Raw genomic sequence first — 25,979 nt, forward strand, 5'->3', positions numbered from 1 at the left:
CCTGCTTACGGTGCTGTTGATAAATAATACCGCGCGGCGTCCAATACCGTCTCAACGGGAATGGCGTCGAGATAACGCTCCCGTGTCCGGGTATCTATGGCGTCGGGCCGCGGGATCTCGGCAAAATCGCCGGCCCAGATCACGGTGCTGTTATCGCTCCACGGCCGCCAGTGCTGCAGTTTGGTCGGGCCGAACAAGGCCACGCAGGGGGTATTGAGCGCCGCGGCCATATGCATCGGCGCCGAATCGACGCCGATAAACAGCCGGGCATGATCGATAAGCGCCGCCAGCTGGGTCAGCGTCAGCTCCCCCGCCAGGGAGACGACCTGGGGATTATGGCAAAGGGACTGGATATGCGCGATCATGTCGCGCTCTTTTTTATCCGGCCCGGCGGTGAGGATAATGGCTAATCCCTGGGATTGCAGGGCGTCGATTAACTGCGCCATCTTGGCGTCGTCCCAGCATTTGTAGGTCCAGCGCGACGTGGGCTGGATGACGATATATTCGCCGGTGACGGCGCGTTCGGCCAGCAGGCGCCGCCGGCTGGCCTCGTCGTCGGGCGAGTAGTGCATCGAGGCGCGGCGGTCGGTAATCGCGATATTCAGCGGCGCCAGGATACTGAGGTTTTGCTCAACGGTATGCAGCGCGCCATGGTTGTCGGTGGCGACCAGGCAGGTATGCGCCCTGCGCCAGATAAACGACTGCCGTTTTTGATAGTTGAAGCCGATGCGCACCGGCGCCCCGCTTAATAACGTGATGGCGGCGCTGCGCCACTGATCGGCCAGGTTGATCACCAGGTCGAAATGGCGGGCGCGAATGCTTTTCAGCAGCGCCAGCTCCTGTTTAAGCTGATAGCGGATGCCTTGTTTTTTCCAGGAACGATCGATGGCATGGATAACCGCTATCGCCGGATGGTAGCGGAGTATGGCTTCGGTTTCTTTGTAGAGCAGCACATCGATTTCGCAATCAGGATAGTGCCCGCGCAGGGTATTGATAACCGGCGTGGTCAACAGCATATCGCCGTGATGGCGTAGTTTGATTAACAGAATTCTTTTTACCGGGGCGGATGGAACGGCATGGCGAATGGACATGTTGGCGCAGACCTATTGATATTCTGATAACTCAGACCATGGAATTACGCTAAAATTCAGCGCTCGCGCCACGCATAGATCCTGCGCAGCCACAGCAATAGCTGGTACCACTGCTTAATGCCGCGGGCATTGCGGATCATACGCTTATGGGTTCCGCTGGCAAAGATATCATTAATCATGATTTGCCTGGCCGCCGGGTCAGGTTCGCGGCGCAGGGAATGACAAACGGATAATGCTTCATGCGTCACCTGGAAGGCGAATTCGGGATACATTGTTATCTTGCCGCGATAGCGTTGGTTTATTTCTTCCAGGCGTTGCGCAATGCGGATGTAATGGCGCTGGTACTCAACGTTTTTCATGCCGGTTCTTTTTTGATTGCTGATGGACTGATCATGGATGTAATAGCGGTACAGCACCTCTTGGGTATAGCGCACCCGGCGGGCGTTGAACATCAGCTCCGTGGTCCAGGGAATATCCTGATGATGCAATCCCGGCTCAAAGCTGAGGTTGAGCTGTCTTATCAACGCCAGGCGATAGATGCCAAGCCATACCACATGCAGATAGCGTCTGGTCGCCAGGGCCTTGCGCAGCCAGGTCGGTCCGTCCAGCACCCCGGTGGATGTCAGGCGCTCCGGCGGTATTAACGTTTTAATGCGCTTCGAGCCAAGGAAAAAACGCTCGCCGTTACATTGGGCGACGTCAAGGTCATCCCCCTCGGCCATGTCCATGAGCGTCTGGTACAGCGCGGGATACAGCAGATCGTCGGCATCGGGGAAGGTGACATAAGCGCCGCGGGCAATGGCCAGGCCGGCATTGCGCGCGCGCGATACGCCGCCGTTGGGCTGGTTGATAACGGTAATATGCCCGTAGTCTTGCGCATATTTTTGGGCCAGGGTTTGCGAACCGTCGGTGGAACCGTCGTTGACGATAATGATCTCAATGTCATGCAGCGTCTGGGCGAGCAGCGAATCCATAAAAGCGGCAAACTTTTCGCCCGCGTTATACAGGGGGATAATGACGCTCAGCTTAACGGGGGCTACGGACGGCATGTTAGCAGTCATACAATAAACTTTCCGGCCAAAGTGACGCTATACCCCCGGGCCGTATCGGCCGATAGGCTTGCATGGTTAAACGGCATTGGTGGTCTTATCAGCGCTGTCTACCCGGCTTTTTACCGTTTCGGGGGCCGGGGCGACCTGGCGCAACAGCAGCAGATAACCCAAAACCATCATGATAAAGTAGGGCGATTCGCGATTATAAAATTGGCAGTCGACCTGGCTAAAGATAACCACCGGCAGCGACAGCAGTAAAAATGCCCCCGCGCCCGAAAACAGGACAAACGGGTAAACCAGCAGCGCCACAAACACCGCCAGCATCAAAAGCGCGCCAAAGATACCCTGTAATGAGAGCGTATCCAGCAGATCGTTATGCATGTGATATTGTACGTTATTCAATGCTTCCTGGTTTCCCGCTTCGTGCTGCTGAATATAGCGCGTTGCCAGCGCATTGCGGCTGTCCACCGATTGTCCGAACGGGTGCTCGCCAAAACTGTGCCAGGCGGATTTCCATAAGCTAAGGCGCGCTCCCAGCGAGGTGCTGTTTTGACCTTGCATATAGAGCTCCGCCTCTTGCTGGATACCGTCCAGGCGGTCCAACGCCGGGTGATAATAGGATTTGCCGTAGAGCAGGGCGCAGACGCCTAAAATCACAATGGCGGTGGCAAAAATGCGTTTATGGTTTTTTTTGCCGTAAAACAATTCATGCCCCAGGCAAAAGATCACGAATATCCCATAAAACACCAAGGCCGAACGGGTCTCGGTGGCCAACAATGTCACCAGGGTCAGGCCGATGGCCAGCAGGCAGAGCGGACGGTAGAGATGCGGCGCAAATCGGCGCAGGCAGTAGACGGCGATCATTGAAAACAGCACCAGCATATAGGCGCCCGAGGTGGCGGCATCGGCGTTGATTTTTATCCGCACGCCGGTCTTCAGGTATTGCAGCGTATCGGTAATAGCGATGAGCGCCAGCAGCGCAAACATCAGGTAGCCGGCGAGGTTGGCGGCGCGGAAGCTGAAATGCCAGGTTGTCCTGTTGCGTTCGATGCAGTAAAGCACAAAAGCCCCCAGAACCATACGCTTACCGCTAATTTGATAATGGTAGGCAACCAAGGGGAAATCGGGACTGCTGGTTAACGACAGCCACACTAATTTGCTCAGGCCCAACAGGAAAAACAAGGTCGGAAAAACGTAAAAATGAATTTTTTTATCGACTTTGAAAACCAGGATGAGGAAATGTATGACGCTGATATAGGTCAGGATGTAAAACGCATTGCGGCTCACCGGTCCTGAAAACAAAAAAAAAGCGATGGAAATACTGATGAGAAAAAAGTAGGTCAGCGAAAGAACGTGATCAACATTGCGCCAGCGATAAGCATTATTCAAAGCAATCATTTAGCGGTTCCAGCATGGAAATATTTATTTTTTATGTATCTTATCAGCCACATCAGGCTATCAGAATAACGCTTTTGAAACCAAAGCACATAAGCGTAGCGCTTCATTTCCTTATGTTTGACCGGGATATCCAGGGGTTCGGATTGCCAGGGCGTACGCAGATAATACGTACTGTAGAGATCGGCCAACGGCCCCGAGCCCCATAAATGCCAGGGTTTACATTTGCCGGTGTAGTGGATCAGCACGGTATCGGCGGGGAGTTTGGGCCGATGATTGACCTTATTGGCAATAATATCATAGATGTAGTTATATTTTTTAGGCAATAGCAGGACTTCTTTTTCCAACACCAGGTTAAGCGCATCCTGGTCGGGAAAACGGAAATAACCGCCCTTTTCGTTCAGTACCTTCAGCAAGCGCGCGGTGGTGTTACGCTCCAGCCATAGCGGGACATTGATATACAGAAACCCCGAATTAAAATAATTTCCCGAGGCCAGGCTCAGCTCCGGGCAAAGCGTAGCGCGCGCGCGTTTATTATCGTTGACCGCGCAGAGGGTGTAATTATCAAAAGAGAGATCAATCAAGGGCTTGATGCTACCAATGCACAACGTATCCGCGTCCAGATAGATCACCCGCGACACCCTGTCCTTAAGTATTAACGGAATAAAAATACGGTAGTAAATCGTTTTGGCATACCGGCCGATACAGGGCATGTCATCAAAACAGCCGCTATGGTATTTGTATAATGTCATGGCAAGCGCGCGCCCCGCCACCAGGGTAAGCAGCTTCTTTTTGACGTCATCGGCCAAGCCGTTGCTGAAAATATGGATATGAAAATAGCTATCCGGATTATTTTCCAGCAAAGAAAACAACGTTACACCCATACCGCGCGCATACTGGTTATCAACGCCAAACGCAATATGACAGACAGGTTGGGAGGCGGCCGGCAACGTATCAATGAGCATCTCTTGATGCTCAATCATGTTTGTCACGACTTTGCTATCCATTGATCACTTCCTTATGACTAAGTCTAGCAACAAAGGCGAAAATATCGTCGCGATTAGCCGGCGTTAGCGCAAATAATCTGAGCGGCGAGTGTTCAAAGCGGTAAGGCGCGGAAAATACAAACGATGATGGCGCAATATCCGCCGGCGCGATGATAAGCACCTGGCCCAAAGGCCGCTGTTCGGCCATACAGCATGGGCCCGCCAGGCAGATTACCGGTACCCGCTGCGCGTCGGCGATATACACGTTGCCCGAATCCGATGCTATGTAGCAATCCATGCGCGCTATGGCGCAGGGAATTTCCTCCAGCCGCAACTGTCCGACCAGGCTAACCACATTGCCGGCGTCGCCGTTAACCTGGTAAAACTCGTCCAGGTAGCGCTGTTCATCCTGTGGCCCGAAAACATAAAAAACACAGGGCAGGGGCGCAAGGGTGGCCAGGATTTGCCCCCAGACGGCGGCGGGAATGGTTTTGGCTTTATTGCCGGCGGAGATGCTGATGCCGATTTTTATTTTCCCCGGCGCGTCAGGTATCGGCAATGCCCGCGGCGGTTGCCAGAGCGGAAACGTGGCATGTTTGGGCTGGCTGCGCCAGGTCAGAGAGCGGTCGGCAAGCTTCAGGTAGTTCTCAAGCGTCAGCGTGTCGCGGCGGTGTTCAACGCAGCCTGAGGCCGTCAGATAAAAAATGCCGTGGTACCATTTGCGCGTGTAGACGGTAAGAAACTGTTTATTGGGCGCATTGCAGACGGCGGCGTAAAACAGGTTGGTGCTATTGGGTTGCAGCAGGTAGACATTGCTATAGCGGTTAAGCAGCTTCAGCGCCAAACGCATTTTTTTTACCAAGCCGGACTTGTATTCTTCAATAAAAAAGTAGTCCGCCAGCGTGCTGTCGCGGGAGGCGAGCGGCGCCACCGTCCGGCTAAGCAGCCCGTCCGATCGGCCAAGCTGCTGCAGCAGCGGCGTGATATTGACAAAATCGCCAATCTTGGCGGTTTGGATAATTAAATTTCTACCAGTGTGCTTTTGGAATGGCTTTAGCGCTAACTTTATTGGTAGCAATAAAATAAACAGAAACACATAGCTCATTAGTTAATTCGTCCGCTTGCCTCACGCGATAACAGGACAGCCAACTCGGCGTAAACACGCGTTGCCGGGAGATTCTCCAGCCGGTTATCCTCTGACTGCAATGCATGCTGATTATTGCCGTAACCACCAATAAGCCCGGGATCGGTGGGACCGTATAGCGTAATATTCGGCCGATCGAGCGCGGCGGCAAGATGGCTTAAGCCGGTGTCAACCGAGACCACCGCCGTCGCGCCGGCCAGCACGTCGGCCACTCCCGCCAGATTAAGCCTGGGAAGCACCACAACTGAAGGGAAATTGTCCGAAAGACGCAGGGCGCGTTCATATTCCGACGCGGTGCCCCAGGGCAGCCTGATGTCAAAACCGCTGGGCGATAACAATTCTATCAGCTCGCGCCAATGCGTTTCCGGCCAATGTTTTTCTTTCCGGGTGGTGGCATGCAAAAAAACCAGATAAGGCGCGACAGGATCATGCCGGGCGGCGGCGCCGGTAAAATGTCCGGCAATGGCATAATCCCCGGGTCCCGCCGGCACGTCATAACCGAGGCTGACGGCAAACAGCTGGCGAATGCGCTCAACGGCGTGCTGCTGGCGATCGATGTGATGGCGATGATTATAAAACCAGCTCGCAAAAGGTTCACGCGCGCTTTTGCCATCCAGTCCATGTTTTTCCCCCCGGGCAACCCGGGTCACCAGCGCGGCGCTTTTTATCAATCCCTGCGCATCGATCACCCGATCGTAGCGTTTTAGCTGCAGCTGGCGCTTAAAGTCGCAGCGTTCCTGGCGGGTTGCCGCGCCAAACCAGTTTTTGCGCCAACGCCTGATTGCCACCGGTATCACCCGGTCGACCGCCGGGTGCCATGAGGGGATCTGCGCAAAACCTTCTTCCACCACCCAATCAAAACGAATGCCCGGCAACGCATGCATGGCGTCGGTCAGGGCGGGCAGCGTATGCAGCACGTCGCCCATGGAGGAGGTTTTGACAATCAGCACCTGCATCAGCGCCCCTCATCCGCAGCGAGCAGTGTGTCCAGCTCTGCCGCCACCCGCTCGGGCTGGATATCCATCAGGCTCTGATGATAGCCTTGTGCGTCGCTCCCTTTACGGATGCGCTGATAACCGCTGATTAAACGGATCACTTTGGCATGCCGGGCCAGCGGCGGGGTAAAATCGGGACTGCTGGGGCCGTAAAGCGCCACCAGGGGTCTCTCCAGCGCGGCGGCGATATGCATCAAGCCGGAATCGTTGCTGACCACCGCCCGACAACCGGCCAGCAGGGCCACCGCCTGTTCAAGGGATGTTTGCCCCGCCAGATTGCGGCAGTGTTCGCCCGCGGACGCCTCCAGCATGCCGGTTATCTCGTCGCCGGTGGCGCGATCTTTCGCCGAGCCGAACAGCAGGACCTGATAGCCGCGGGCGATAAGCGTGCCTGCCAGCGCGGCGTAATGATAATGGGGCCAGCGCTTGGCCGGCCCGAATTCCGCGCCGGGACAAAAACCGATGGCCGGCCGTTCCGTGGTGAGGGAAAAGGCGGCGCGGGCAGCCAGGATTTCATCCCGCCGGACCTCAAGGCGCGGCCAGAGCAATGGCTGCGGTAAATCCTCCGCGCTGCGGATATCCGCTTTATCATATGCCAGCGCCACATAGCGCTGCACCATGAGGGGAAACGCGGTTTTATCCAGCACGCGCAGATCGTTTAACAGGCCGTAGCGCATTTCACCGCGCCAGCCGGTGCGCCTGGCGATGCCGGCAAAAAAAGGCACCAGGGCGGATTTGAAGGAGTTGGGCAGTACGATGGCCTGCTGATAATGCTGCTTTTTCAGGCTGAGGCCAAGCCGCCGCCGCTGCGCCAACGCCAACGCGCCATGGCCAAGCGGCATCGACAGCGCCTGCTTCACCTCCGGCATACGGTTTAGCAACGGACGGCACCAATCGGGCGCCATCACCTCTATTTCCGCGCCGGGATGAAGGCTCAGCAGGGTACGGTACAGGCTTTGCGACATCATCATATCGCCAACCCACGACGGCCCGATAACCAGTATTTTCATACCGCTGATATCATCCTTGCCAGTGCATTAATGGTTGCGATTTAACCATGCTAAATATTCGCCCACGCCTTCGGCCACGGTTTTGAACGACTTAGTGTAGCCCGCGGCCCGCAGCTGGGTCAGATCGGCCTGGGTGTAAGCCTGGTAACGCCCCCTGAGTTTCTCGGGGAAATCGATATACTCAATCTGGCCTTTTTTATGGAAATCCAGCACCGCGTCCGCTACCGCCTGGAAGGACTCCGCCCGTCCGGTGCCGCAGTTGAAAATACCGGAAACCCCTTTTTGCCAAAACCATAAATTCACCTCGGCCACATCGCCGACGTAGATGAAATCACGTTTAAAGCCTTCGCTGCCGGAAAATAATTTGGGGTTTTCACCGGCATTGATCTGGTTATTCAAATGGAACGCGACGCTGGCCATGCTGCCTTTATGACCTTCATGCGGACCATACACGTTAAAGTAGCGAAAACCGCAAATCTGGGACTCGGCTTCCGGCAATATAGCGCGAACATACTGATCGAACAGGAATTTTGAGTAGCCGTACACATTCAGCGGCTGCTCGTACTGCCGTTGTTCGATAAAATGTTCCGTCCTGCCGCCGTAGGTGGCGGCGGAGGAGGCGTACAGAAAGGGAATCGAACGCTCAAGGCAATAATGCAGCAGCTCCTTGGAGTATTGATAGTTGTTATCCATCATATACTTGCCGTCCCATTCGGTGGTGGAGGAACAGGCGCCCTCATGGAATACGGCTTCGATATCGCCAAAATCATCGCCGGCCATGATGCTGGCGATAAAATCTTCCTTATCCATATAATCGGTGATATTCGCCTCTACCAGATTAATGAATTTTGTGCCGTCCTTGAGGTTATCCACCACCAGGATATCGCTGTGCCCGAGGTTGTTCAGCGACTTAACAATATTACTGCCGATAAATCCGGCCCCACCTGTGACGACTATCATGGGATACCCTTGTTGAGCTTACGCGGAGCTGGCACTGTGTCTGCTCCTTTATGTCCACTATGATACCATTTCCTCTGTGACCTTAGTATCCGTGCGGTAAAATGCCGCCGGGTTATCGCCATGCCATGAGGAATGCATGCAGTCATAATGATTGCTTTTCATTATCAGTGAGATAGCGCACTTTTCGGGTATAATCCTGTGATTTGAACAGCAGTTCGCCATCGGGGGACGCCAGATATTTTTGCCACTCCGCCAGCGGAAAACCCCCATGCGCCCCCACTACCTGCGCTGGAATCACCGAGGGCGTGCCGCCGATTTTTTTCGACACCGGCCAATTCATCCAGTCGCCCAGGTTGATGGTGCGGATATCAAGCGTATCGAGCATGGCGGCCAGAGGCAATTGGTCGGTCGGCGGCTGATCATCGCCCAACTGCGTCCAGGTATCGATGAAAAAAGCCGTCCATATGGGACACATCCGCCGCCAGGTGCTGGCCGTAGCCGCAAGAAAAGCGCCGTTAACATGATCCAGCAGGCCCGGCCGCACGGCATCGCGATAATATGCCGGGATGCGTTCCGGCGCGGCGCGGCTGAGTTTAGCCGTCATTTTCCCCTGCCGGAAACTGGAGTAAATATGATCGTCCACCAGGCGGATAACGGGCATCCGCAGCAGGTTCAAATCGGAATCGATCATCAATATACCCTCGGTGCGGGCCTGCAGAGGCGCCTGCAGCTTGACCAGGCGGCTGAGATAGATTTGTTTATAGCGATAATCGCCGTCACGGGTTTCCAGCGCCAGGGTAACTATCCTGACCTTTTCGGGCAGCGGCGGAAATTTATGCGCCGGCTGGTCGGTGACAATCACGATTTCACGCACCTCCTGCGCATAACGCTGCGCAAAGGTGGCGCTCAGCATCGCTTCCTCAATATAATCCTCGCCCACCGAGGGGATCACGACGGACGTTACCGGCACCCAAGGCAGGGAAGCGTCTATTTTTTCGTCATAAGCGATATTATGACGACGGACGATATGGCGATATTTGGCGTTAAGAAATTCGAACATATCTACCTCAAAGCGTTTTTATGCTGCCGAGCACGGCTTCGACACCCAGGACATATTTATCAATGGTGAAGTGGGTCTTTACCATATGGTTGGCCTGCTGGGCCAGCGTGCGGCGGTATTGGGCGTCCAGGTAAACCGTTTTCAACTGTTTGAACAGGGCCTGGGTATCGCCGTAGGGGAATAGCAGTCCGGTTTCCTGATGTTTAATCAATTCCATGGTGCCGGTGACATCGGAACCGATGACCACCGTATTCAGCAGCATGGCTTCAAGGATCACGCGCGGCAGTCCTTCGCTGCGCGACGCCAGGATGAAGGTATCAAAGGCGGCCAGGTATTCCATGGCGTTGCTTTTGAAACCGGTAAAAATCACCTTATCCAGCAGACGAAAGCCGGCGGCCATCCGGACCAATCGCTGATGCTCGGGACCCGCGCCGACGATCACCATTTTCCAGCGTGCCTCGGGGTAGGCCTGGTTGAATAAATGCAGGGCCTGCAGGGTATGGTGATGGGCCTTGCGCGGGATAAGCGAGCCTATGCTGCCGAAGATAAAGGTGTGATCGTCGGCGCCAAGGGTGTGGCGCAGCGGGAGTCCGTCCGGCAGGGGCTGATCGATGTCGATACCGTTAAACACCGTATAACAGATCTCCGGCTGCACGCCGCTTTGGATCAGCTTGTCCTGCACCCCGGAGGATACCGAGATAATGGCATGGCAAAGGGTATTGACCATTCTGACTATCTGGCGGCTCATCACGGGTTCGATACGGCAATGTTGCACCACGGTGGTCGATAAGCCCATGGTGGCGTAGTACCCCTCGACATTGGAGCTGGGCTGGTTGTTCATATATAAAATATCATATTGGCCCATTTCCAGTAATGAACTGATTTTATTGATATTGGGATCAATTCGCCAGATTTTGTCGATGGCGTAAATCGCGGCGAGACGAACCTTTTTATTGAAGAAAAGCAGGGTGCGCAGGATTTCCTTGCCCCATTTGGCCCAGGCAGGTTGCCGGGTCTGGGGAATGAAGAACACCTGAATCCCCAGCGCGGCCAGGACCTCGCTGACCGTTTCGTTATTATCGCGGGCATAATTATTGTAAAAACAGCAGCTGATGTCGAATTTTTCGCGGTCGATGCGTTTAAGCAATTCCAGCATGCTGTTGGTGCCGCCGCCCCATTCCTTGCCGCTGTCCAAGAGAAGAATTTTCATCCGGCTTTGTGGCATCGTCATGCATTCCCAATATTTGAATGATTATCATTTAAGGTACATTAACGCGGGCACCGCCCCGTCACTATTTCGTTATTTATTGCCGGGATCCGCTATTTTTCCGGGCGCAGCGGCGCCGGGAGCGGTTTGCCATGCTCCCCGAGCATAACCCGCCGCGTCTCATCCAGGCTAGAGAATATGGCCTTGAACATGGCGTCGGCGTACACCGGCGGCGGCGCCTGTTTCACGGTACATTGCGGGATGCCGTGGAACGGGTTGCGCGGCCTGACGGGCTTCGGTTCCGGCGCGGGGGCCGGGGCGTAACGTTCATTCAATAACATGCTCGGGCGCACCAGCACAATATCCGCGGGCAGCGTGGGCAACATTTGCGCCAAGACCCTGACGGTATTGGGGTGGGGGTGACCGATGGCGATGGCTGAACCGTTACGCCGGGCCAGGGCCACGGCGCGGTTAAACTGCTGGCGAATGTCCGCTTCGTTGCTGGTATCGTCCAAAAAAACGTTGCGCCTGATGACGCTGATGCCGGTGCCCGCCGCCGCCTGGCGCGACTGGCTGTTGCCGATGGTCATGCTATCGAGAAAATAAAAGGGGTATTGTTTCAGCACCTGCATGACATTCTGCATGCCGCCAAGGCTTGAGGTCATGGCGCTGCCCATATGGTTGTTGACCCCCACGGCGAAGGGCACCTTGCCGACCGCGTCGCGCACGATGCGCGTTATTTCATCGCGGCTCATCTCGGGGCGCAGGGTATCGCGTTCCAGGGGTTGCTTGCTCAGGGGCGCCATCGGCAGGTGGATCAGCACTTCGCGCCCCTGCTGATGCGCCCTGGTGGCCATTTCCCGCGCGTAGGGTGCATTCGGCAGCACCGCAATCGAAACCGCCGTCGGCATGGCGAGTACCTGATACTCGTTATGCGGCTGATAGCCGAAGTCATCAATGACGATGGCCAGTTTGCCGGCGTCCACACCGGTGGAGGCGGCGAGCAGCGTGCAGACTAAAATGCGATGAAGGTTTTTCCTTAGCAAACTATCTTCCTAACCAGGGTAACGGATTCACCGCCTGGCCCTGGCGACGAATTTCAAAATAAAGCGCAGGAGTGCCCTGGCCGCCGCTGCTGCCCACCAGCGCAATAGGCTGGCCGGATCGGACCTGGGCGCCCACGCTGACCAGCGCGCTCTGGTTATAACCGTAAAGGCTCATATCGCCTTTGCCATGTTCAACCACCACCACCAGCCCATATCCCTGCAGCCAGTCGGCCATCAGGACGCGTCCGTCGGCGATGGCCCTGACTTCGCTGCCTTCGGCCGCGGCGATGACCATGCCCTTCCAGCGTAGTTCACCCTGCAGGGATTCACCAAACCGATGCAGCGTACGTCCCCGGACCGGCCACAGATCCTGGCCCGCCGGCTGGCCCAGGCCGCCGGTGCGGGATACCAGGGCGCGTTCGCTGGGCGAAGGTTTATACGTATCGCCTTTGCGTTTGGCCTGTTCCTGACGTTCGCGCACCTGCTGCGCCTCCCGCGCTTCACGCTCGGCCCGCGCCCGCGCTTCCCGCTCCGCCCGGGCGATATTATCCCGCAGTCGCGATTCGTTCTGGCGCAGTTCGTTCAGTGTTTGCTGATCCTGCGCGATAGACGAGTCGAGACCGGAGAGGGTTTTACGCCTGGCCGCGCGGGCTTTTTCCAGCGCATCTTGCTGCGCGTGCTGCTGTTGCAACAGGGCGGTTTGCTGCTGCTGCTTTTGCTGCAGGTCTTTTTTCTGGTCCGCCAGCGCCTGCCGGGTCGCGCCCAGGTCGCGGATGGATTTTTCCCGCGCTTCATTCAGGTAGCTGTAATAAGCGAAGATACGCTCGTTACGCTGGCTCTGCTCACCGCTCAGAATCAGCTGCATGCCCGCATTGCGGCCTTGGCGGAACGCGGCGTCAAGCTGTTGTGCCAGCAGTTTTTGCTGCTCGGCCAAACGTGCTTCCAATTGTTTGATGGACTGGTTCAGCCGGGCGATAGCCTTGTCCAGCGCCGCAAGCGTGGTCTGCGTTTCGTGCAGGATGCGGCTGGATTGGGAAACGGCGATTTCCTGCTGTTTCAACTGTCCGAGCAGTTTGCCGCGCTGCTGCTGTTGCAAATGCACGTTTTTTTCTTTTTCGGCAATGCTTTGCTGCAGGGTTTTGAGCTGTTCCTTGTTATCCTCGGCATGGCTGCTGGCAGGCAATAACATAACGCCAGCGAAGATAATGCTGGCGTACATGGTAAGTTTTCGCGCGGAAGGACGGCGCTGCGGGCCGTTTTCCCTGTGACTCAATCTGTTCAACGATGCCTTTCCCCTCATTGTCTGGATTATTCCACGTTGACCAGCCGCTTACCAGTCATCTCTTGCGGCAATACCGCGGCGGCGGCGCGCGCGGACCGGAGGAAACGGTTGATAAACCGCCCGGTTTTTAGCGACATGACGCGCATTGCAGGTAGTTTCTTCTTTCCGGTCATGTATATTGGCTGAATTTGCCGTAATGCGAGGGTATACTCGAAGGCTTTAAAGCGTGGCCACAACTAACGGGAGCTTTTACACCCCATGCAAGAAATTACGCAGTTTGTCAGCGATCACCCTATGCTATGTTTGGCGTGGGTCGCTTTATTGATCGCCGTCATCGTAACAACGTTCAAAAATCGTTTTTCCAAGGTTAATGAAATTTCCCGCGGCGAAGCCATCCGCTTGATCAACAAGGAAGACGCAGTGATCGTTGATCTGCGTACCCGGGATGATTACCGTAAAGGGCATATCGCCAACGCGCTTAACCTGACGTCGGCCGAGATAAAAAGCGGCAGCCTGGGCGAGCTTGACAAGGCCAAGACCAAACCGGTTATTGTCGTTTGCGCCACCGGCAGCACGTCTCGCGAACCGGCCGAAAACCTGAATAAAGCAGGCTTTGATCGGGTTTATGTTCTGAAAGAAGGCATATCCGGCTGGAGCGGAGAAAATTTACCGCTGGTCCGGGGTAAATAAATTATCACCTGAGAGGGGGAACCATGGCCAATATAGAAATCTACACTAAATCAACGTGTCCATATTGCCATCGCGCCAAGGCTTTACTCACCCGCAAGAACGCCGTGTTCCAGGAAATACCCATTGACGGGGACGCGGATAAACGGGAAGAAATGATTAAACGCAGCGGGCGCACCACGGTTCCACAAATTTTCATCGACGGACAGCACGTGGGTGGCTGTGATGATTTACACGCGCTTGATGCGCGCGGCGGCCTGGATCCCCTGCTGAAATAGACGGGGCCGGCTGACGTGCGCGGGCGCATGCAGCAAATTAACCATAGGGTTTTTTTAATGTCAGAACAAAATAGTACCGAGATGGCGTTTCAGATCCAGCGTATCTACACCAAAGACGTCTCGTTTGAAGCGCCGAACGCGCCGAAGGTTTTCCAGCTGGAATGGCAGCCGGAAATCAAACTGGATCTGGATACCGCTTCCAGCCAGCTGGCGGAAGGCATCTATGAAGTGGTGCTGCGGGTTACCGTCACTGCCTCGCTGGGCGAGGAAACCGCGTTTTTATGTGAAGTCCAGCAGGCGGGGATTTTCACCATCTCCGGCATCGACGGCACGCAAATGGCCCATTGCCTGGGCGCGTACTGCCCGAATATCCTGTTCCCGTATGCCCGTGAATGCATCACCAGCCAGGTTTCGCGCGGCACGTTCCCGCAATTGAACCTGGCGCCGGTAAACTTTGACGCCTTGTTCATGAACTACCTGCAACAGCAGTCGGAAAGCGAAGGAAGCCAACCGGCGCAGGAAGCCTGATAATGCACGCTAACGCCTCAATGATTGTTATCGGTGCCGGTTCCTACGGTACGGCCCTGGCTATTACCCTGGCACGCAACGGTCATGAGGTGGTGCTATGGGGGCACGATCCGCAACATATCCAGGCGCTGCAGGCGGCGCGGTGCAACCAGGCGTTCTTGCCCGATGTGCCTTTCCCGCCCTCGCTGCGCCTGGAGAGCGATTTATCGCTGGCGCTCGCCGCCGGCCGCGATGTGTTGATCGTAGTCCCCAGCCACGTGTTCGGCAGCGTCCTGACGCAGCTTAAGCCGCACCTGCGGCCGGATGCGCGGGTGGTCTGGGCGACCAAGGGCCTGGAGACGGAAACCGGACGGTTGCTGGCGGATGTCGCGCGCGACGTGCTGGGCGACGCTATTCCCCTGGCGGTCATCTCCGGACCGACCTTTGCCAAGGAACTGGCGGCGGGCCTGCCCACCGCTATCGCCCTGGCCGCCACCGACGCCGTTTTTTCGGCGGATTTACAGAATTTACTCCACTGCGGCAAAAGTTTCCGGGTCTATGGCAACCCTGATTTTATCGGCGTCCAGCTCGGCGGCGCGGTTAAAAATGTCATTGCCATCGGCGCCGGCATGTCCGACGGCATCGGTTTCGGCGCCAACGCCCGTACCGCCCTGATTACCCGCGGACTGGCTGAAATGACCCGCCTCGGCACGGCGCTGGGCGCCGATCCGAGCACGTTCATGGGCATGGCCGGTTTGGGCGACCTGGTATTGACCTGTACCGACAATCAATCCCGTAACCGGCGTTTCGGCATGCTCCTGGGCCAGGGCATCGATGTGCAGTCCGCGCAGGATACCATCGGCCAGGTGGTGGAAGGTTACCGTAACACCAAGGAAGTACTGGCGCTGGCCGGGCGCGCAGGGGTGGAAATGCCGATCACCGAGCAAATCTACCAGGTGCTCTACCGGGATAAAAATGCCCGGGAAGCCGCCCTGACCTTGCTGGGCCGGGCGCAGAAAGATGAGAAAACCGGCGGCTGACGCCGGTATGTCAGAAGATAGCCATCCGCGGAAGGTAGTGAGTATGTCCACTGAAGAATTGGAATTAGTCTGGAATAACATTAAAGCTGAAGCACGTTTGCTGGCGGATTGTGAACCCATGCTGGCCAGTTTTTTTCATGCGACCCTGCTCAAACATGAAAACCTCGGCAGCGCGCTCAGCTATATGCTGGCCAATAAGCTCGCCAACCCGATTATGCCGGCCATCGCCATCCGGGAAATCGTCGAAGAGGCCTACAGCGCCGATCTGCAGATGATTATTTCGGCCGCGCGCGATATCCACGCGGTGCGCCTGCGCGATCCGGCGGTGGATAAATTTTCCACCCCGCTGCTGTATCTCAAGGGGTTCCACGCCCTGCAGGCCTATCGCATCGGCCACTGGTTGTGGCGCCAGGATCGCAAGGCGATGGCGATCTATTTCCAAAACCAGATTTCGGTTTCCTTCGGCGTCGATATCCATCCGGCCGCCAATATCGGCTGCGGCATTATGCTCGATCATGCCACCGGTATCGTTATCGGTGAAACGGCCGTTGTGGAAAACGATGTCTCCATCCTCCAGTCGGTCACGCTCGGCGGGACCGGAAAAACCAGCGGCGATCGCCACCCCAAGATCCGCGAAGGCGTAATGATTGGCGCCGGCGCAACTATCCTTGGCAATATCGAGGTCGGGCGGGGCGCCAAAATCGGCGCGGGTTCCGTGGTGCTGCAATCGGTGCCGCCCCATACCACCGCCGCCGGCGTGCCCGCAAGGATTGTCGGCCGGCCGGATAGCGATAAGCCCTCCATGGATATGGACCAGTTTTTCGGCGGCCATGGTTTTGAATATGGCGACGGCATTTGACCGGCGTTAACGGCTACGGGCGCGCGCTTTCATACCCTAATTGGCGCCAGGCTTCATAAACCACCACTGCGACGGCATTGGACAGATTCATGCTGCGGCTGCCGGGTTGCATTGGAATGCGGATTTTATGATCCCCGGGCAGGGTATCGAGAATGGCGGGCGGTAAGCCGCGCGTTTCCGGACCGAACAGCAAATAATCTCCCGGCTGATAGCTCACCGCGCTGTGGGCGGGACTGCCCTTGGTGGTCAGGGCAAACAGCCGCCGCGGCGCCTGCGCGGCCAGGAAGGCGCCATAATCATGGTGACGCCTGATATCGGCGAACTCATGGTAATCCAGCCCGGCGCGGCGCAGGCGCTTATCATCCCAGGTAAACCCCAACGGCTCGATCAGATGCAGCTGAAACCCGGTATTAGCGCACAGGCGTATGATATTGCCGGTATTTGGCGGGATTTCCGGCTCGAATAAAACGATGTGTAGCATGGTGCCCCCTTGACGAGGGCGAAGGATAGCAAATAAAACGCCGCCATGCCGCAATTGCCCACTTCCGGCCGCGTCTTATTTGCTCTCGGCTTTGTTCTCCGTGCCCGCCGCCGGGCGCCGGTGATGCAACGGCAGCCACATGACCAGCCGCAGCCCGCCAAGCGGGCTGTCTTGCGCTTTAACCCAGCCGTGATGCTGCTCCACCGCTTTTTCGACAATGGCCAGGCCCAGTCCCGAGCCGCCGGATGCGCGATCGCGCGCTTCATCGGTGCGATAGAACGGGCGAAAAATCTGTTCGCGATCTTCAGCGCTGACGCCCGGCCCGTCGTCATCGACGATAATGGTGACCCCCTGTTGATCGGCGGTAAACGTCACCGAAATTTGCTGATTCGAGTAACGCAGGGCGTTGCGCACCACATTTTCCAGCGCGCTGTCGAGCGCGGCGGGATTGCAGACCAGCATCCAATTGCCGGGAGGCGAGGCGATGCGCAGGGTTTTGCCCATCTGTTCGGCTTCGAATTTGGCATCGTCCAGCACATCGTTCCACAAGTCGCCGGCCGTGACGTATTCGCGGGTCAATTCGTTCTTATGCTGATTGCGCGACAGCACCAGCAAATCATTAATCATCGAGTCCAGACGCTGCGCCTCGGTCTCGATACGGGCCAGTTCATGGCCCTCGCCATGTTTACGCCGCATCAGGGCGGTGGCCAGCTGTAAACGCGTCAGGGGGGTGCGCAGTTCGTGGGAAATATCGGACAGCAGGCGTTGCTGGGCATTAACCATTCTTTCCAGGGCGCTGACCATCTGGTTGAAGCTGACGCCGGTGGCCAGAAATTCTTGTGGACCGGCTTCCAGCTCGGGATGCTGGCGCAAATTGCCCCGGGCCACCTCATCGGCGGCATGCTTGAGTTTACGCGCCGGTTTCGCCAGGCTCCAGGCCAGCCAGAGCAGCAGCGGGATGCTGATAAGCATGGTGACAATCAACAGCAGCAGCGGCCGGTCGAACATCAGGCTGATGAAGTCCGACTGTGAATTGCCGGCGGGGCGGATTTGATACAGCTGATAGTTATCCTCGCCGTCCCGCACCGGGAACGGCCCCACCAATTCCACGCGGCCATATTTTTTCTTTTGCGGATGATCGGAGTTGTCGGACTGGCCGATAAAATTACGGATAACCTGCATTTCATTACGCTGGGCGCCGATGACCCGCCCTTCGCTGGTGACCAGAATCAGCCGCTGCCCGGGAGGCGCCCATTTATCGATGGAGCGGAACAGCCGCCGCCACCACATCAGGTCGTTGGCAGGATCTCCCGCCAGCTCCGCTTCCACATGCTGTTGCAGCATAATGCCCTGGCGCTGTTCGCTGTCGAGCAGCGGCGTCAACTGACGGGAATCCAGCTTGGGCACCATCAGCACCAGCATCAGCACCAACGCCAGGGTCAGCCAGAAAATGGCGAAGATCCTGGCGGTTAAACTGTTTATCATGCGGCGGATACCATCAGGTAGCCTCGTCCCCGCAGGGTTTTAAACCACGGATGCCCGTCCCTGCGTTCCGGCAGTTTACGCCGCAGGTTGGAGATATGCATATCGATCGCCCGGTCGAACGGCGTCAGGCGTTTGCCCAGCACCTCCTGGCTCAGGTGTTCGCGGGAGACCACTTGGCCAAGATGCTGGGCCAGCAGGTAAAGCAGCGTAAACTCGGTACCGGTCAGCTCCAGCGCAACGCCGTCGAAGGTGGCTTCCTGACGCCCCGGATTCAGGCGCAGAAAATCCACCTCCAGCGCGGGCGTGCCGGCATCGCCGGCCTGCTGCTGCTCGGTCCAGTGCGAACGGCGTAAAATGGCCCGGATACGCGCCACCAGCTCGCGATCGTTGAACGGTTTGGGCAGATAGTCATCCGCGCCCAGCTCAAGCCCCAGCACCCGATCCAGTTCGCTGCCGCGCGCGGTCAGCATAATCACCGGCGTTTGATGCTGCTGGCGCAGCTCCTTAAGCGTATCGATACCGTTTTTACGCGGCATCATCACATCAAGCAATAGCAAATCCACCGAGCTGTCCAGCATGTTCAGCGCCTGCTCGCCGTCATAGGCGACCAGGACTTCAAAGCCTTCCATCTCGAGCAATTCTTTTAATAATGCTGTTAATTCGCGATCGTCATCAACCAAAAGGATTTTATTCATTTTTATTCACCTCATGATGCAAAATACGTCAACAATCACTACCAATCCATGACTTTACGTAGCTTTACATCCCCTGACGCATGTTTGCAGCGGCCTCAGTAGAATGACTTCATGGTTAAGCAACAAAGAAAGAGTCAAGGGGTTAAGGATGCACAAGCTTAACGTATTGGTCATCGCCGCCGCCCTGGTAACAGGAAGCACCCTGGCCGGCGAGCAGACCGCTACGGAAAGTTGGCATCACGATGATATCGCCAGTCGGCTAAGCGATAGCCATTACAGCATGTTTGACGGCGTCAGGCTCACCGAACAACAGCGGCAACAAATGCGTGATTTAATGAGTCAGGCCCTGCTTGCCACTCCTCGCTTTAATATTAGCGAAATGGAACGGCTGCATACATTGGTGACGGCGGAAAATTTTGACGAACCGGCAGTGCGGGCCCAAACGGAAAAAATGGCGCAGCAGCAGGTGATCCGTCAGGTTGAAATGGCCAAAGTACGCAACCAAATGTACAACCTGCTGACCCCGGAGCAAAGACAAATTTTGAATCAAAAACATCAGCAGCGTATCGCCGAGATCCAGCTGCAGATGGCGGAAATGACCCAAACTTCGTCCCAGAAGCCAGCGTTGAGTAACGAGTAGCAACGCCCAGTGTAGTGATGTGAGATGTGAAAAGTTGTGATGAGTACCGTAACGCGTAAGTAAGTAAATAGTGCATTCCCATTTTTCCTTGCCATAGACACCATCCCTGTCTTCCCCACCGAAAGGTGGGGTTTTTTTTGCCTGAAGATCCTGGATGCGACCCGCTCGGAAAAACCGGGCGTCGGCCATATGGCATCGGAGGCCTACAGCAAGACGGTAACATCTGTTATCAACTGCAATGCTGCATTCATCCGGCGGCGGCATTATGGTATTACGCGGCTGCGTTTATCGGCACCCCATATCCTTTTTGTGGCGAAAAAAAGCGCGGGCAAGCGGAAATGCAATGCATTATCATATGGCTTAAAACCAGCAGATAGTCGGATGTTGCCTGACCTGAATCAATTCAGCAAATCGGATTTGAGATACTATTTTTACCATAAGCCAAGGGCCTTAGTGCAAATGGGACCCGATATTCAGCCGGCATAGTGTATTCTACAATTATATTTAAAGTTCAGAGGTAGTCATGATTAAGAAAATCGGTGTACTGACAAGCGGCGGTGATTCACCAGGCATGAATGCAGCGATCCGGGGCGTGGTGCGCGCCGGCCTGTCCGAGGGATTGGAAGTGTACGGCGTCTATGACGGCTACCTCGGCTTGTTTCAGGATCGGATGAAGAAGCTGGACCGTTATAGCGTGTCGGATATGATTAACCGTGGCGGCACCTTCCTCGGCTCCGCCCGCTTTCCAGAATTCCGGGAAGAGGGTACCCGCGCGATAGCCATAGAAAATATGAAAAAGCGCGACCTTGACGCCCTGGTGGTCATCGGCGGCGACGGTTCCTATATGGGGGCGAAACGCCTTACCGAAATGGGTTTCCCCTGTATTGGCCTGCCCGGCACCATCGATAACGACGTCGCCGGCACCGATTATACCATCGGCTATTTCACCGCGCTTGAAACGGTGGTCGAGGCGATAGACAGGCTGCGCGATACGTCCTCCTCGCACCAGCGCATCTCCATCGTCGAAGTTATGGGGCGCTATTGCGGCGACCTGACTATGTCCGCGGCTATCGCCGGCGGCTGTGAATTCATCGTGCTGCCGGAAGTGGAATTCAAACCAGACGATCTGGTGTATGAAATCAAAGCCGGGATCGCCAAAGGTAAAAAACACGCCATCGTCGCCATTACCGAACATATCTGTAATGTTGCCGAGCTGGCGCAATATATCGAAAAAGAGACCGGCCGCGAGACCCGCGCCACGGTTTTAGGGCATATCCAGCGCGGCGGCAGCCCCGTGGCCTACGATCGCATCCTCGCCTCGCGCATGGGCGCGTTTTCGATTGAGCTGCTGCTGCAAGGCTACGGCGGGCGTTGCGTCGGGGTGCAAAACGAAAAACTGGTTCACCATGACATCGTCGATGCCATAGAAAATATGAAGCGACCATTTAAAAGCGATTTGCTGGAATGCGCTAAAAAACTGTATTGATATCCGCGCCGCAAGCCGATGGCCACGGCGCCGCCAAAGGACAAGGCCTTGGTTCTCACGGATGAGAACGCCATTGCGGCGTTTCCCGGCCCCCCTAGAATAATACCCGGCCTTTCTTGCCTCACCCGCCTTTACTCCGCCCAACCTCTCGTAGACGCCAATCCCAGAGCACGCCCGTTACGCCGCCGTTCCTTTGCCGTGCCGTTGCGGCACATTCACTGGTTATCTCTTTTGATTATATAAATTACGTTTTTATTCTTTAAAACACGCAGCGATTTCTGACACTCTCTGGTTAAGCACTATTCACATGACAAAAAATTCTCTTGGGGAGTGGAACGATGTCGAAATGGCAAGCAGGGCTGTTGTTGATGCTGTTATCTGGAAGCGCACTGGCAAAGGATGTTCAATTATTAAACGTATCCTATGACCCGACGCGTGAGTTATACCAGGATTATAACGTGGCTTTCAGTAAGTATTGGCAGGACAAGACCGGAGATAAGGTGACGGTGCGCCAGTCGCACGGCGGCTCCGGCAAACAGGCCACTTCGGTTATCAACGGACTCGACGCGGATGTCGTAACCCTGGCGCTGGCATACGATGTGGATGCGATTGCCGAGCGCGGCAGCATCGATAAAAACTGGATAACCCGCCTGCCCGATAACTCCGCCCCCTACACCTCCACCATTGTCTTCCTGGTGCGTAAAGGTAATCCTAAACAGATCCATGACTGGCCGGATCTGATTAAACCGGGTATTTCGGTCATTACGCCAAACCCGAAAACCTCCGGCGGAGCGCGCTGGAATTACCTGGCTGCCTGGGGTTACGCCCTGCATCATAATAATAACGATCAGGCGAAGGCCCAGGACTTTGTCAAAGCCCTGTTTAAAAACGTCGAAGTACAGGATTCCGGCGCGCGTGCCTCTACCAATACGTTTGTGGAACGCGGCATCGGTGATGTGCTGATCGCCTGGGAAAACGAAGCGCTGCTGGCCGTCAATGAAGTCGGCAAAGATAAATTCGATATCGTGGCGCCAAGTGAATCCATCCTGGCTGAGCCTACCGTATCGGTGGTTGACAAGGTGGTCGACAAGCGGGGCACGCGTGACATCGCGACCGAATATCTGAAGTATCTTTATTCAACCGAAGGTCAACGTATCGCCGCCAAGAATTATTATCGCCCGCGCGATCCGGCAATCGCCAAAGAGTTCGCCAAGGAGTTTCCGCAGATTAAATTATTTACCCTTAAGGATGACTTCGGCGACTGGCAGAAAGTGCAAAAAGTCCATTTCTCCACCGGTGGCAGTTACGATCAAATCAGCCAGCGTTAATTATAAATTAACTCAATACGAAGTTTTATCTTAAAAAAATGCCGTGCGGCGACACCGTACGGCATTTTTATGATTTGTATGACAGCCGTTTAAAATATCCCGCAGCGCGGTCTGCCGCCGGCACAAGGGCTGGCCGCTTCGTTAATCTATCGTTAACCCACTGTATTCCATATTTTAATTATCTCCCGCTAATTTTTTATGCAACATATGGATAACAGCACCAAATTCTCAATTAATGAACACCCGGCTTGTCATGATTAAGGGTTTTTTGCCTTGGCAAAGGTCATTGCGACTTGAATAACATCATGATAGAGGGAGGGAAGGGATTCACATTATGCCATCATCCGCTATTCAGCACAGGGAACATATCGGACGCTACCACAGCCAGACTCACGATTATGTCAGTAATAAAAAAATCCAGCAAAAATTGAACGGCATGGCCGCGTCGCCAGGCGATGGGGTCGTGGGCGCCAGGGCGCATCTCATGCTTCAGGCGCTCACGCTGGCCACCAATATATCAGTGAGCCTGGCGCCGGCAGCCGTGCGGCCATCCGGGCGCGCCGTTTCCCCGTTGCTTTTTCGCCAGGCCGCGCCCGCAGGCCCGGCGGCGCCACCACCCGCAAACAGCATCCATGAAATGAAGGGCAAGGCACCACAACGGCTACTGTTTAACATGTTAAGCGCGGGACAAGGCTATGCGGAGCATGGCATCGGTCAAGACGCGATTGCGTTTATGTATATTTCGTCAAAAAAGGATAAGTCTTTTAGACAGAAGCGAATATCTTTAGATATCTCAGTCGGTCTGCAAGAACAGGATTACCGGGATTATATTGAAAAGAATTGCCATATCAGGACCAAAACCAACCAAGGGAAAGTATTGGGGGATAGTCTGCTTGTCACCGGCGAATATATCAGGAATCCCGTTCGTGGTTTCGCCGAAAAACTTAAGGAGTGGATCTGGGGTAATGGTGAACTTTCTGAAATAGGGGCCATACTGTTTGAAGTTGTCAATCTTGGTCATGACATCATTTTCGGGATTTACACTATTGGCGCGTACCCGATTATAAAATATACTTCGGCAAAAGCCTTGTCTGTATCAGGCCATTCCATCAATGGTGACAGCAACTGCGTCAGGAACGAATTTTCGGCTGAGGAAATGGCCAATCTACTGTTCAATACCGAGGTTGGCATTACCGACCGCAGGGCTTTTTCAAATCCACTGTTACATCACAAACCACGGGAATTGCAAAAGGCAAATGCCTTTGATCCAGACGGGGTATTTGTTCACGAAAAATATCCGACCGGTATCAATACTGTCAAACATCTTGCCGTTGACCTGGATGGCGCCATCCAGCGTGTTCGGCAAACAGAAGCGGGTGAATACATTATTCCAACTGGGCAGCAGGGTAATAACGCTAAAACTGGCCGGAAAGTTTTTTATGACGCGATAAATGATAAGATCCATATCGACGGAGATGTGCCTGAAGGGCAGGGAGTTGATTATACAGTACAAAACGGTAAGAAATTTATTAAATTATATGGCGAGAATTATGAACTTAAGTATAGCGCGGGGAAAAGAACGCACGAAGTGAAATTGCGGAACCATGACGGAACGGAATCCCGGATTCCGGTATATCATGAAAAAATCAGCCATTCTTGGCATCTTGGCACACACAATAACAAACCTGCCTTCACGTTTAGACAAGAGAAAAGAATTAAGTCGTTCAAGGTGAGGTTTGACGGCGCCTATGAATATATTCAGGTTGATAACCTTAATCCCAAACACTATGGTGCCGGTAAAATTATTGAAGTCAGGTCAAAAGACACAATGGCTATGGGTGATAATGTCATAATGAGGGTGGTTGAGCTGAAGGGAGAATTAGTGCCTGTGCGCGCGGCGGTAGTGCCCAAAAGAGGCCTTAAATATGAAATTTTTAATCGGGCTATGCCTGGCCGGCGCGGCCATCCCGTCGAGTTTGACGGTCGCCGCTGGTTGTTTGAAGCGCCGACGTCAATCCATGTCGCCAAAACGCTGCGACGCGCCATTGCCAAGGATATTGTCGGGGAGAGCGTCAACGCGTTCGATTTGTCCACGCCTGATAAGCTTGGCCTGCGCTGGGATATAAATAATAATTCATATCTGAAAATTAAAAATAAATATTTTAAAGTGAAAAGATATCCGCAAACCGCATACAAGTTTTTTCTGATGAATAATCATCGAAAAATCAACCTTCGCTTCAAGAAAAATAAATTTCATGTCGAAAATTTTAGGGAAAGGATTAACGATCTCCTTAAGATTGGCATGAGCGGCCGGGGGGGACTCAGGCCGCGTAAGCATGCTGTGGATATTCTCAAGGACCTGGATGGGTTCGACCTTGAACAGGCCAAAACACTGCTGTCTCAATACCATTTCCCCCAGGAGGGACTGTTTAACGAATATTCGTTTGCCTTACATATTGAACAGTTTAGTGAAATTCCTCCCTGGGCAAAACGGTTTAAAATTGATGAAAGCGCCGTCAATGTGGCGCCGGCGCAAGGGCGGAAAGTGCCTGTGTTTGATCCCGATGACGAATCCGTTAACCTTGAACTCCTGCTCGGTACGCAGATTGGTGAAGGTGATTACGGTATCGTTTTCCAGGATGGCCAGGATCCCAATTGGTATATCAAGATGATGCGCCCACATCCGGATGGCGACGCCGATATAGATATTGAAATGTTGGCGGAAAAGGAGGCTGAAAGCTTTCGTTTATATTATGGCCCGGAATCGGCAAAGGTATTTGCTGATAATGATGGTAATTTTTATAACAGAATGTACAAAATTCCCGGCATAACGTTAGATTCACTTCCCGAGGGCTCCCTGCCGCACGATGCAGTTGAACGCTTTGTCGATATGCTGGAAAAACTAAATAATGTCAATATGATACACGCTGATCTCCATGGGGCGAATATGTTGTGGGATGCAGAAAGTGAAATGTTTTTCCCCATTGATATCATTGATATTAAGAAAGATTTTTTTCGCAGCGGCAACGACTATAAACACAGTCTAAACATGCGTGGCGAAGAAAGATGGGACGATGTGATTTATGAGATCAAACAAAAGATGGCGCCCTGAGGCCATGGCAAGGATGCGGCCGCTCTTTATCCGGCGATAATGAACAACGCGCCGGTGGTCACGCCAGCCGCCGCCGTGCCGCCTGGTCCAGCGAAACGTTTCGATGGCGATCACATTTTTGATGTTTCCCGCTTGTGGCTTGGCCCGTTTGTG

At 54.7% G+C, this 25,979-nt stretch carries 24 protein-coding genes; 9 read left to right on the forward strand and 15 right to left on the reverse strand.

Features of this window, described 5'->3' with window-relative positions; genetic code table 11:
• Nucleotides 1-5: 5 nt before the first annotated feature.
• The 12 genes from rfaQ to envC all read right to left on the reverse strand — a co-directional run bounded on the left by rfaQ (nucleotide 6) and on the right by envC (nucleotide 13,246).
• The gene (gene rfaQ, locus ACL2XQ_RS26855; RefSeq protein ID WP_410012740.1) at nucleotides 6-1,091 is read right to left on the reverse strand and encodes a putative lipopolysaccharide heptosyltransferase III; all 1,086 of its coding nucleotides are present in this window, start codon (nucleotides 1,089-1,091) and stop codon (nucleotides 6-8) included.
• Between the two features lie 56 nt (nucleotides 1,092-1,147).
• On the reverse strand, nucleotides 1,148-2,152 hold the full coding sequence (locus tag ACL2XQ_RS26860; RefSeq protein ID WP_410012739.1) for a glycosyltransferase: 1,005 nt from the start codon (nucleotides 2,150-2,152) through the stop codon (nucleotides 1,148-1,150).
• A 66-nt stretch (nucleotides 2,153-2,218) separates the two neighbouring features.
• A complete protein-coding gene (locus ACL2XQ_RS26865; protein ID WP_413721802.1) occupies nucleotides 2,219-3,541 on the reverse strand; it encodes an O-antigen ligase family protein in 1,323 nt (440 codons plus the stop codon).
• Nucleotides 3,538-4,545, reverse strand: a complete 1,008-nt coding sequence (locus ACL2XQ_RS26870; protein ID WP_413739895.1) for a glycosyltransferase family 8 protein — start codon at nucleotides 4,543-4,545, stop codon at nucleotides 3,538-3,540. Before ACL2XQ_RS26870 ends, ACL2XQ_RS26865 begins: the two co-directional genes overlap by 4 nt.
• Entirely contained in the window at nucleotides 4,538-5,629 is a 1,092-nt protein-coding gene (locus ACL2XQ_RS26875; protein WP_413739896.1) for a glycosyltransferase family 9 protein, read from the reverse strand. Before ACL2XQ_RS26875 ends, ACL2XQ_RS26870 begins: the two co-directional genes overlap by 8 nt.
• Nucleotides 5,629-6,624: a lipopolysaccharide heptosyltransferase RfaC gene (gene rfaC, locus ACL2XQ_RS26880; RefSeq protein ID WP_413739897.1), complete on the reverse strand. Its 996-nt coding sequence runs from the start codon at nucleotides 6,622-6,624 to the stop codon at nucleotides 5,629-5,631. Before rfaC ends, ACL2XQ_RS26875 begins: the two co-directional genes overlap by 1 nt.
• Nucleotides 6,624-7,673, reverse strand: a complete 1,050-nt coding sequence (gene rfaF, locus ACL2XQ_RS26885) for an ADP-heptose--LPS heptosyltransferase RfaF (RefSeq protein ID WP_413721804.1) — start codon at nucleotides 7,671-7,673, stop codon at nucleotides 6,624-6,626. Before rfaF ends, rfaC begins: the two co-directional genes overlap by 1 nt.
• Before the next feature lie 27 nt (nucleotides 7,674-7,700).
• Complete coding sequence (gene rfaD, locus ACL2XQ_RS26890) at nucleotides 7,701-8,633, reverse strand: ADP-glyceromanno-heptose 6-epimerase (protein WP_410012733.1); 933 nt, start codon at nucleotides 8,631-8,633, stop codon at nucleotides 7,701-7,703.
• A gap of 142 nt (nucleotides 8,634-8,775) precedes the next feature.
• A complete protein-coding gene (locus tag ACL2XQ_RS26895) occupies nucleotides 8,776-9,693 on the reverse strand; it encodes a hypothetical protein (protein ID WP_413727406.1) in 918 nt (305 codons plus the stop codon).
• 7 nt (nucleotides 9,694-9,700) lie between these two features.
• On the reverse strand, nucleotides 9,701-10,918 hold the full coding sequence (locus tag ACL2XQ_RS26900) for a glycosyltransferase (protein WP_410016661.1): 1,218 nt from the start codon (nucleotides 10,916-10,918) through the stop codon (nucleotides 9,701-9,703).
• A gap of 95 nt (nucleotides 10,919-11,013) precedes the next feature.
• The gene (locus tag ACL2XQ_RS26905) at nucleotides 11,014-11,946 is read right to left on the reverse strand and encodes a divergent polysaccharide deacetylase family protein (RefSeq protein WP_410012731.1); all 933 of its coding nucleotides are present in this window, start codon (nucleotides 11,944-11,946) and stop codon (nucleotides 11,014-11,016) included.
• Between the two features lies 1 nt (nucleotide 11,947).
• Entirely contained in the window at nucleotides 11,948-13,246 is a 1,299-nt protein-coding gene (gene envC, locus ACL2XQ_RS26910) for a murein hydrolase activator EnvC (protein WP_410012730.1), read from the reverse strand.
• A gap of 240 nt (nucleotides 13,247-13,486) precedes the next feature.
• Here envC and ACL2XQ_RS26915 point away from each other — a divergent pair, with 240 nt between their 5' ends.
• The 5 genes from ACL2XQ_RS26915 to cysE are packed head-to-tail and all read left to right on the forward strand — an operon-like array spanning nucleotide 13,487 to nucleotide 16,599.
• Nucleotides 13,487-13,918 carry a rhodanese-like domain-containing protein gene (locus ACL2XQ_RS26915; protein WP_410012729.1) on the forward strand — a complete coding sequence of 144 codons (432 nt, stop codon included), beginning with the start codon at nucleotides 13,487-13,489 and terminating at the stop codon, nucleotides 13,916-13,918.
• 23 nt (nucleotides 13,919-13,941) lie between these two features.
• Complete coding sequence (gene grxC / locus ACL2XQ_RS26920; protein ID WP_331122111.1) at nucleotides 13,942-14,193, forward strand: glutaredoxin 3; 252 nt, start codon at nucleotides 13,942-13,944, stop codon at nucleotides 14,191-14,193.
• A 57-nt stretch (nucleotides 14,194-14,250) separates the two neighbouring features.
• Complete coding sequence (gene secB, locus ACL2XQ_RS26925; RefSeq protein ID WP_410012728.1) at nucleotides 14,251-14,721, forward strand: protein-export chaperone SecB; 471 nt, start codon at nucleotides 14,251-14,253, stop codon at nucleotides 14,719-14,721.
• 2 nt (nucleotides 14,722-14,723) lie between these two features.
• Entirely contained in the window at nucleotides 14,724-15,740 is a 1,017-nt protein-coding gene (gpsA, locus tag ACL2XQ_RS26930) for an NAD(P)H-dependent glycerol-3-phosphate dehydrogenase (protein ID WP_410012727.1), read from the forward strand.
• Nucleotides 15,741-15,783: 43 nt separating this feature from the next.
• Nucleotides 15,784-16,599 carry a serine O-acetyltransferase gene (gene cysE, locus ACL2XQ_RS26935; RefSeq protein ID WP_410012726.1) on the forward strand — a complete coding sequence of 272 codons (816 nt, stop codon included), beginning with the start codon at nucleotides 15,784-15,786 and terminating at the stop codon, nucleotides 16,597-16,599.
• A gap of 13 nt (nucleotides 16,600-16,612) precedes the next feature.
• Here the strand turns inward: cysE and trmL are convergent, their stop codons facing one another.
• From trmL to cpxR, 3 genes are all read right to left on the reverse strand, one after another.
• Nucleotides 16,613-17,080, reverse strand: a complete 468-nt coding sequence (gene trmL, locus ACL2XQ_RS26940) for a tRNA (uridine(34)/cytosine(34)/5-carboxymethylaminomethyluridine(34)-2'-O)-methyltransferase TrmL (RefSeq protein WP_410012725.1) — start codon at nucleotides 17,078-17,080, stop codon at nucleotides 16,613-16,615.
• A 75-nt stretch (nucleotides 17,081-17,155) separates the two neighbouring features.
• Nucleotides 17,156-18,565, reverse strand: coding sequence for an envelope stress sensor histidine kinase CpxA (gene cpxA, locus ACL2XQ_RS26945; protein ID WP_410012724.1), 1,410 nt, complete (start codon nucleotides 18,563-18,565; stop codon nucleotides 17,156-17,158).
• On the reverse strand, nucleotides 18,562-19,260 hold the full coding sequence (gene cpxR, locus ACL2XQ_RS26950) for an envelope stress response regulator transcription factor CpxR (RefSeq protein ID WP_413729119.1): 699 nt from the start codon (nucleotides 19,258-19,260) through the stop codon (nucleotides 18,562-18,564). The genes cpxA and cpxR overlap by 4 nt, the downstream gene beginning before the upstream one ends.
• A gap of 148 nt (nucleotides 19,261-19,408) precedes the next feature.
• On the opposite strand from cpxR, the gene cpxP reads away from it, so the two are divergent.
• The 4 genes from cpxP (at nucleotide 19,409) to ACL2XQ_RS26970 (ending at nucleotide 25,826) form a co-directional block, all read left to right on the forward strand.
• Nucleotides 19,409-19,900, forward strand: a complete 492-nt coding sequence (cpxP, locus tag ACL2XQ_RS26955; RefSeq protein WP_410012722.1) for a cell-envelope stress modulator CpxP — start codon at nucleotides 19,409-19,411, stop codon at nucleotides 19,898-19,900.
• A gap of 523 nt (nucleotides 19,901-20,423) precedes the next feature.
• Nucleotides 20,424-21,386, forward strand: coding sequence for a 6-phosphofructokinase (gene pfkA, locus ACL2XQ_RS26960; protein WP_410012721.1), 963 nt, complete (start codon nucleotides 20,424-20,426; stop codon nucleotides 21,384-21,386).
• A gap of 338 nt (nucleotides 21,387-21,724) precedes the next feature.
• Entirely contained in the window at nucleotides 21,725-22,714 is a 990-nt protein-coding gene (locus ACL2XQ_RS26965; RefSeq protein ID WP_410012720.1) for a sulfate ABC transporter substrate-binding protein, read from the forward strand.
• A gap of 334 nt (nucleotides 22,715-23,048) precedes the next feature.
• Nucleotides 23,049-25,826, forward strand: coding sequence for a hypothetical protein (locus ACL2XQ_RS26970; protein ID WP_413739898.1), 2,778 nt, complete (start codon nucleotides 23,049-23,051; stop codon nucleotides 25,824-25,826).
• The last annotated feature ends 153 nt before the right edge of the window (nucleotides 25,827-25,979 follow it).

This window comes from Sodalis sp. RH14, from assembly GCF_047324285.1.
Taxonomy (GTDB): Bacteria; Pseudomonadota; Gammaproteobacteria; order Enterobacterales; family Enterobacteriaceae; genus Acerihabitans.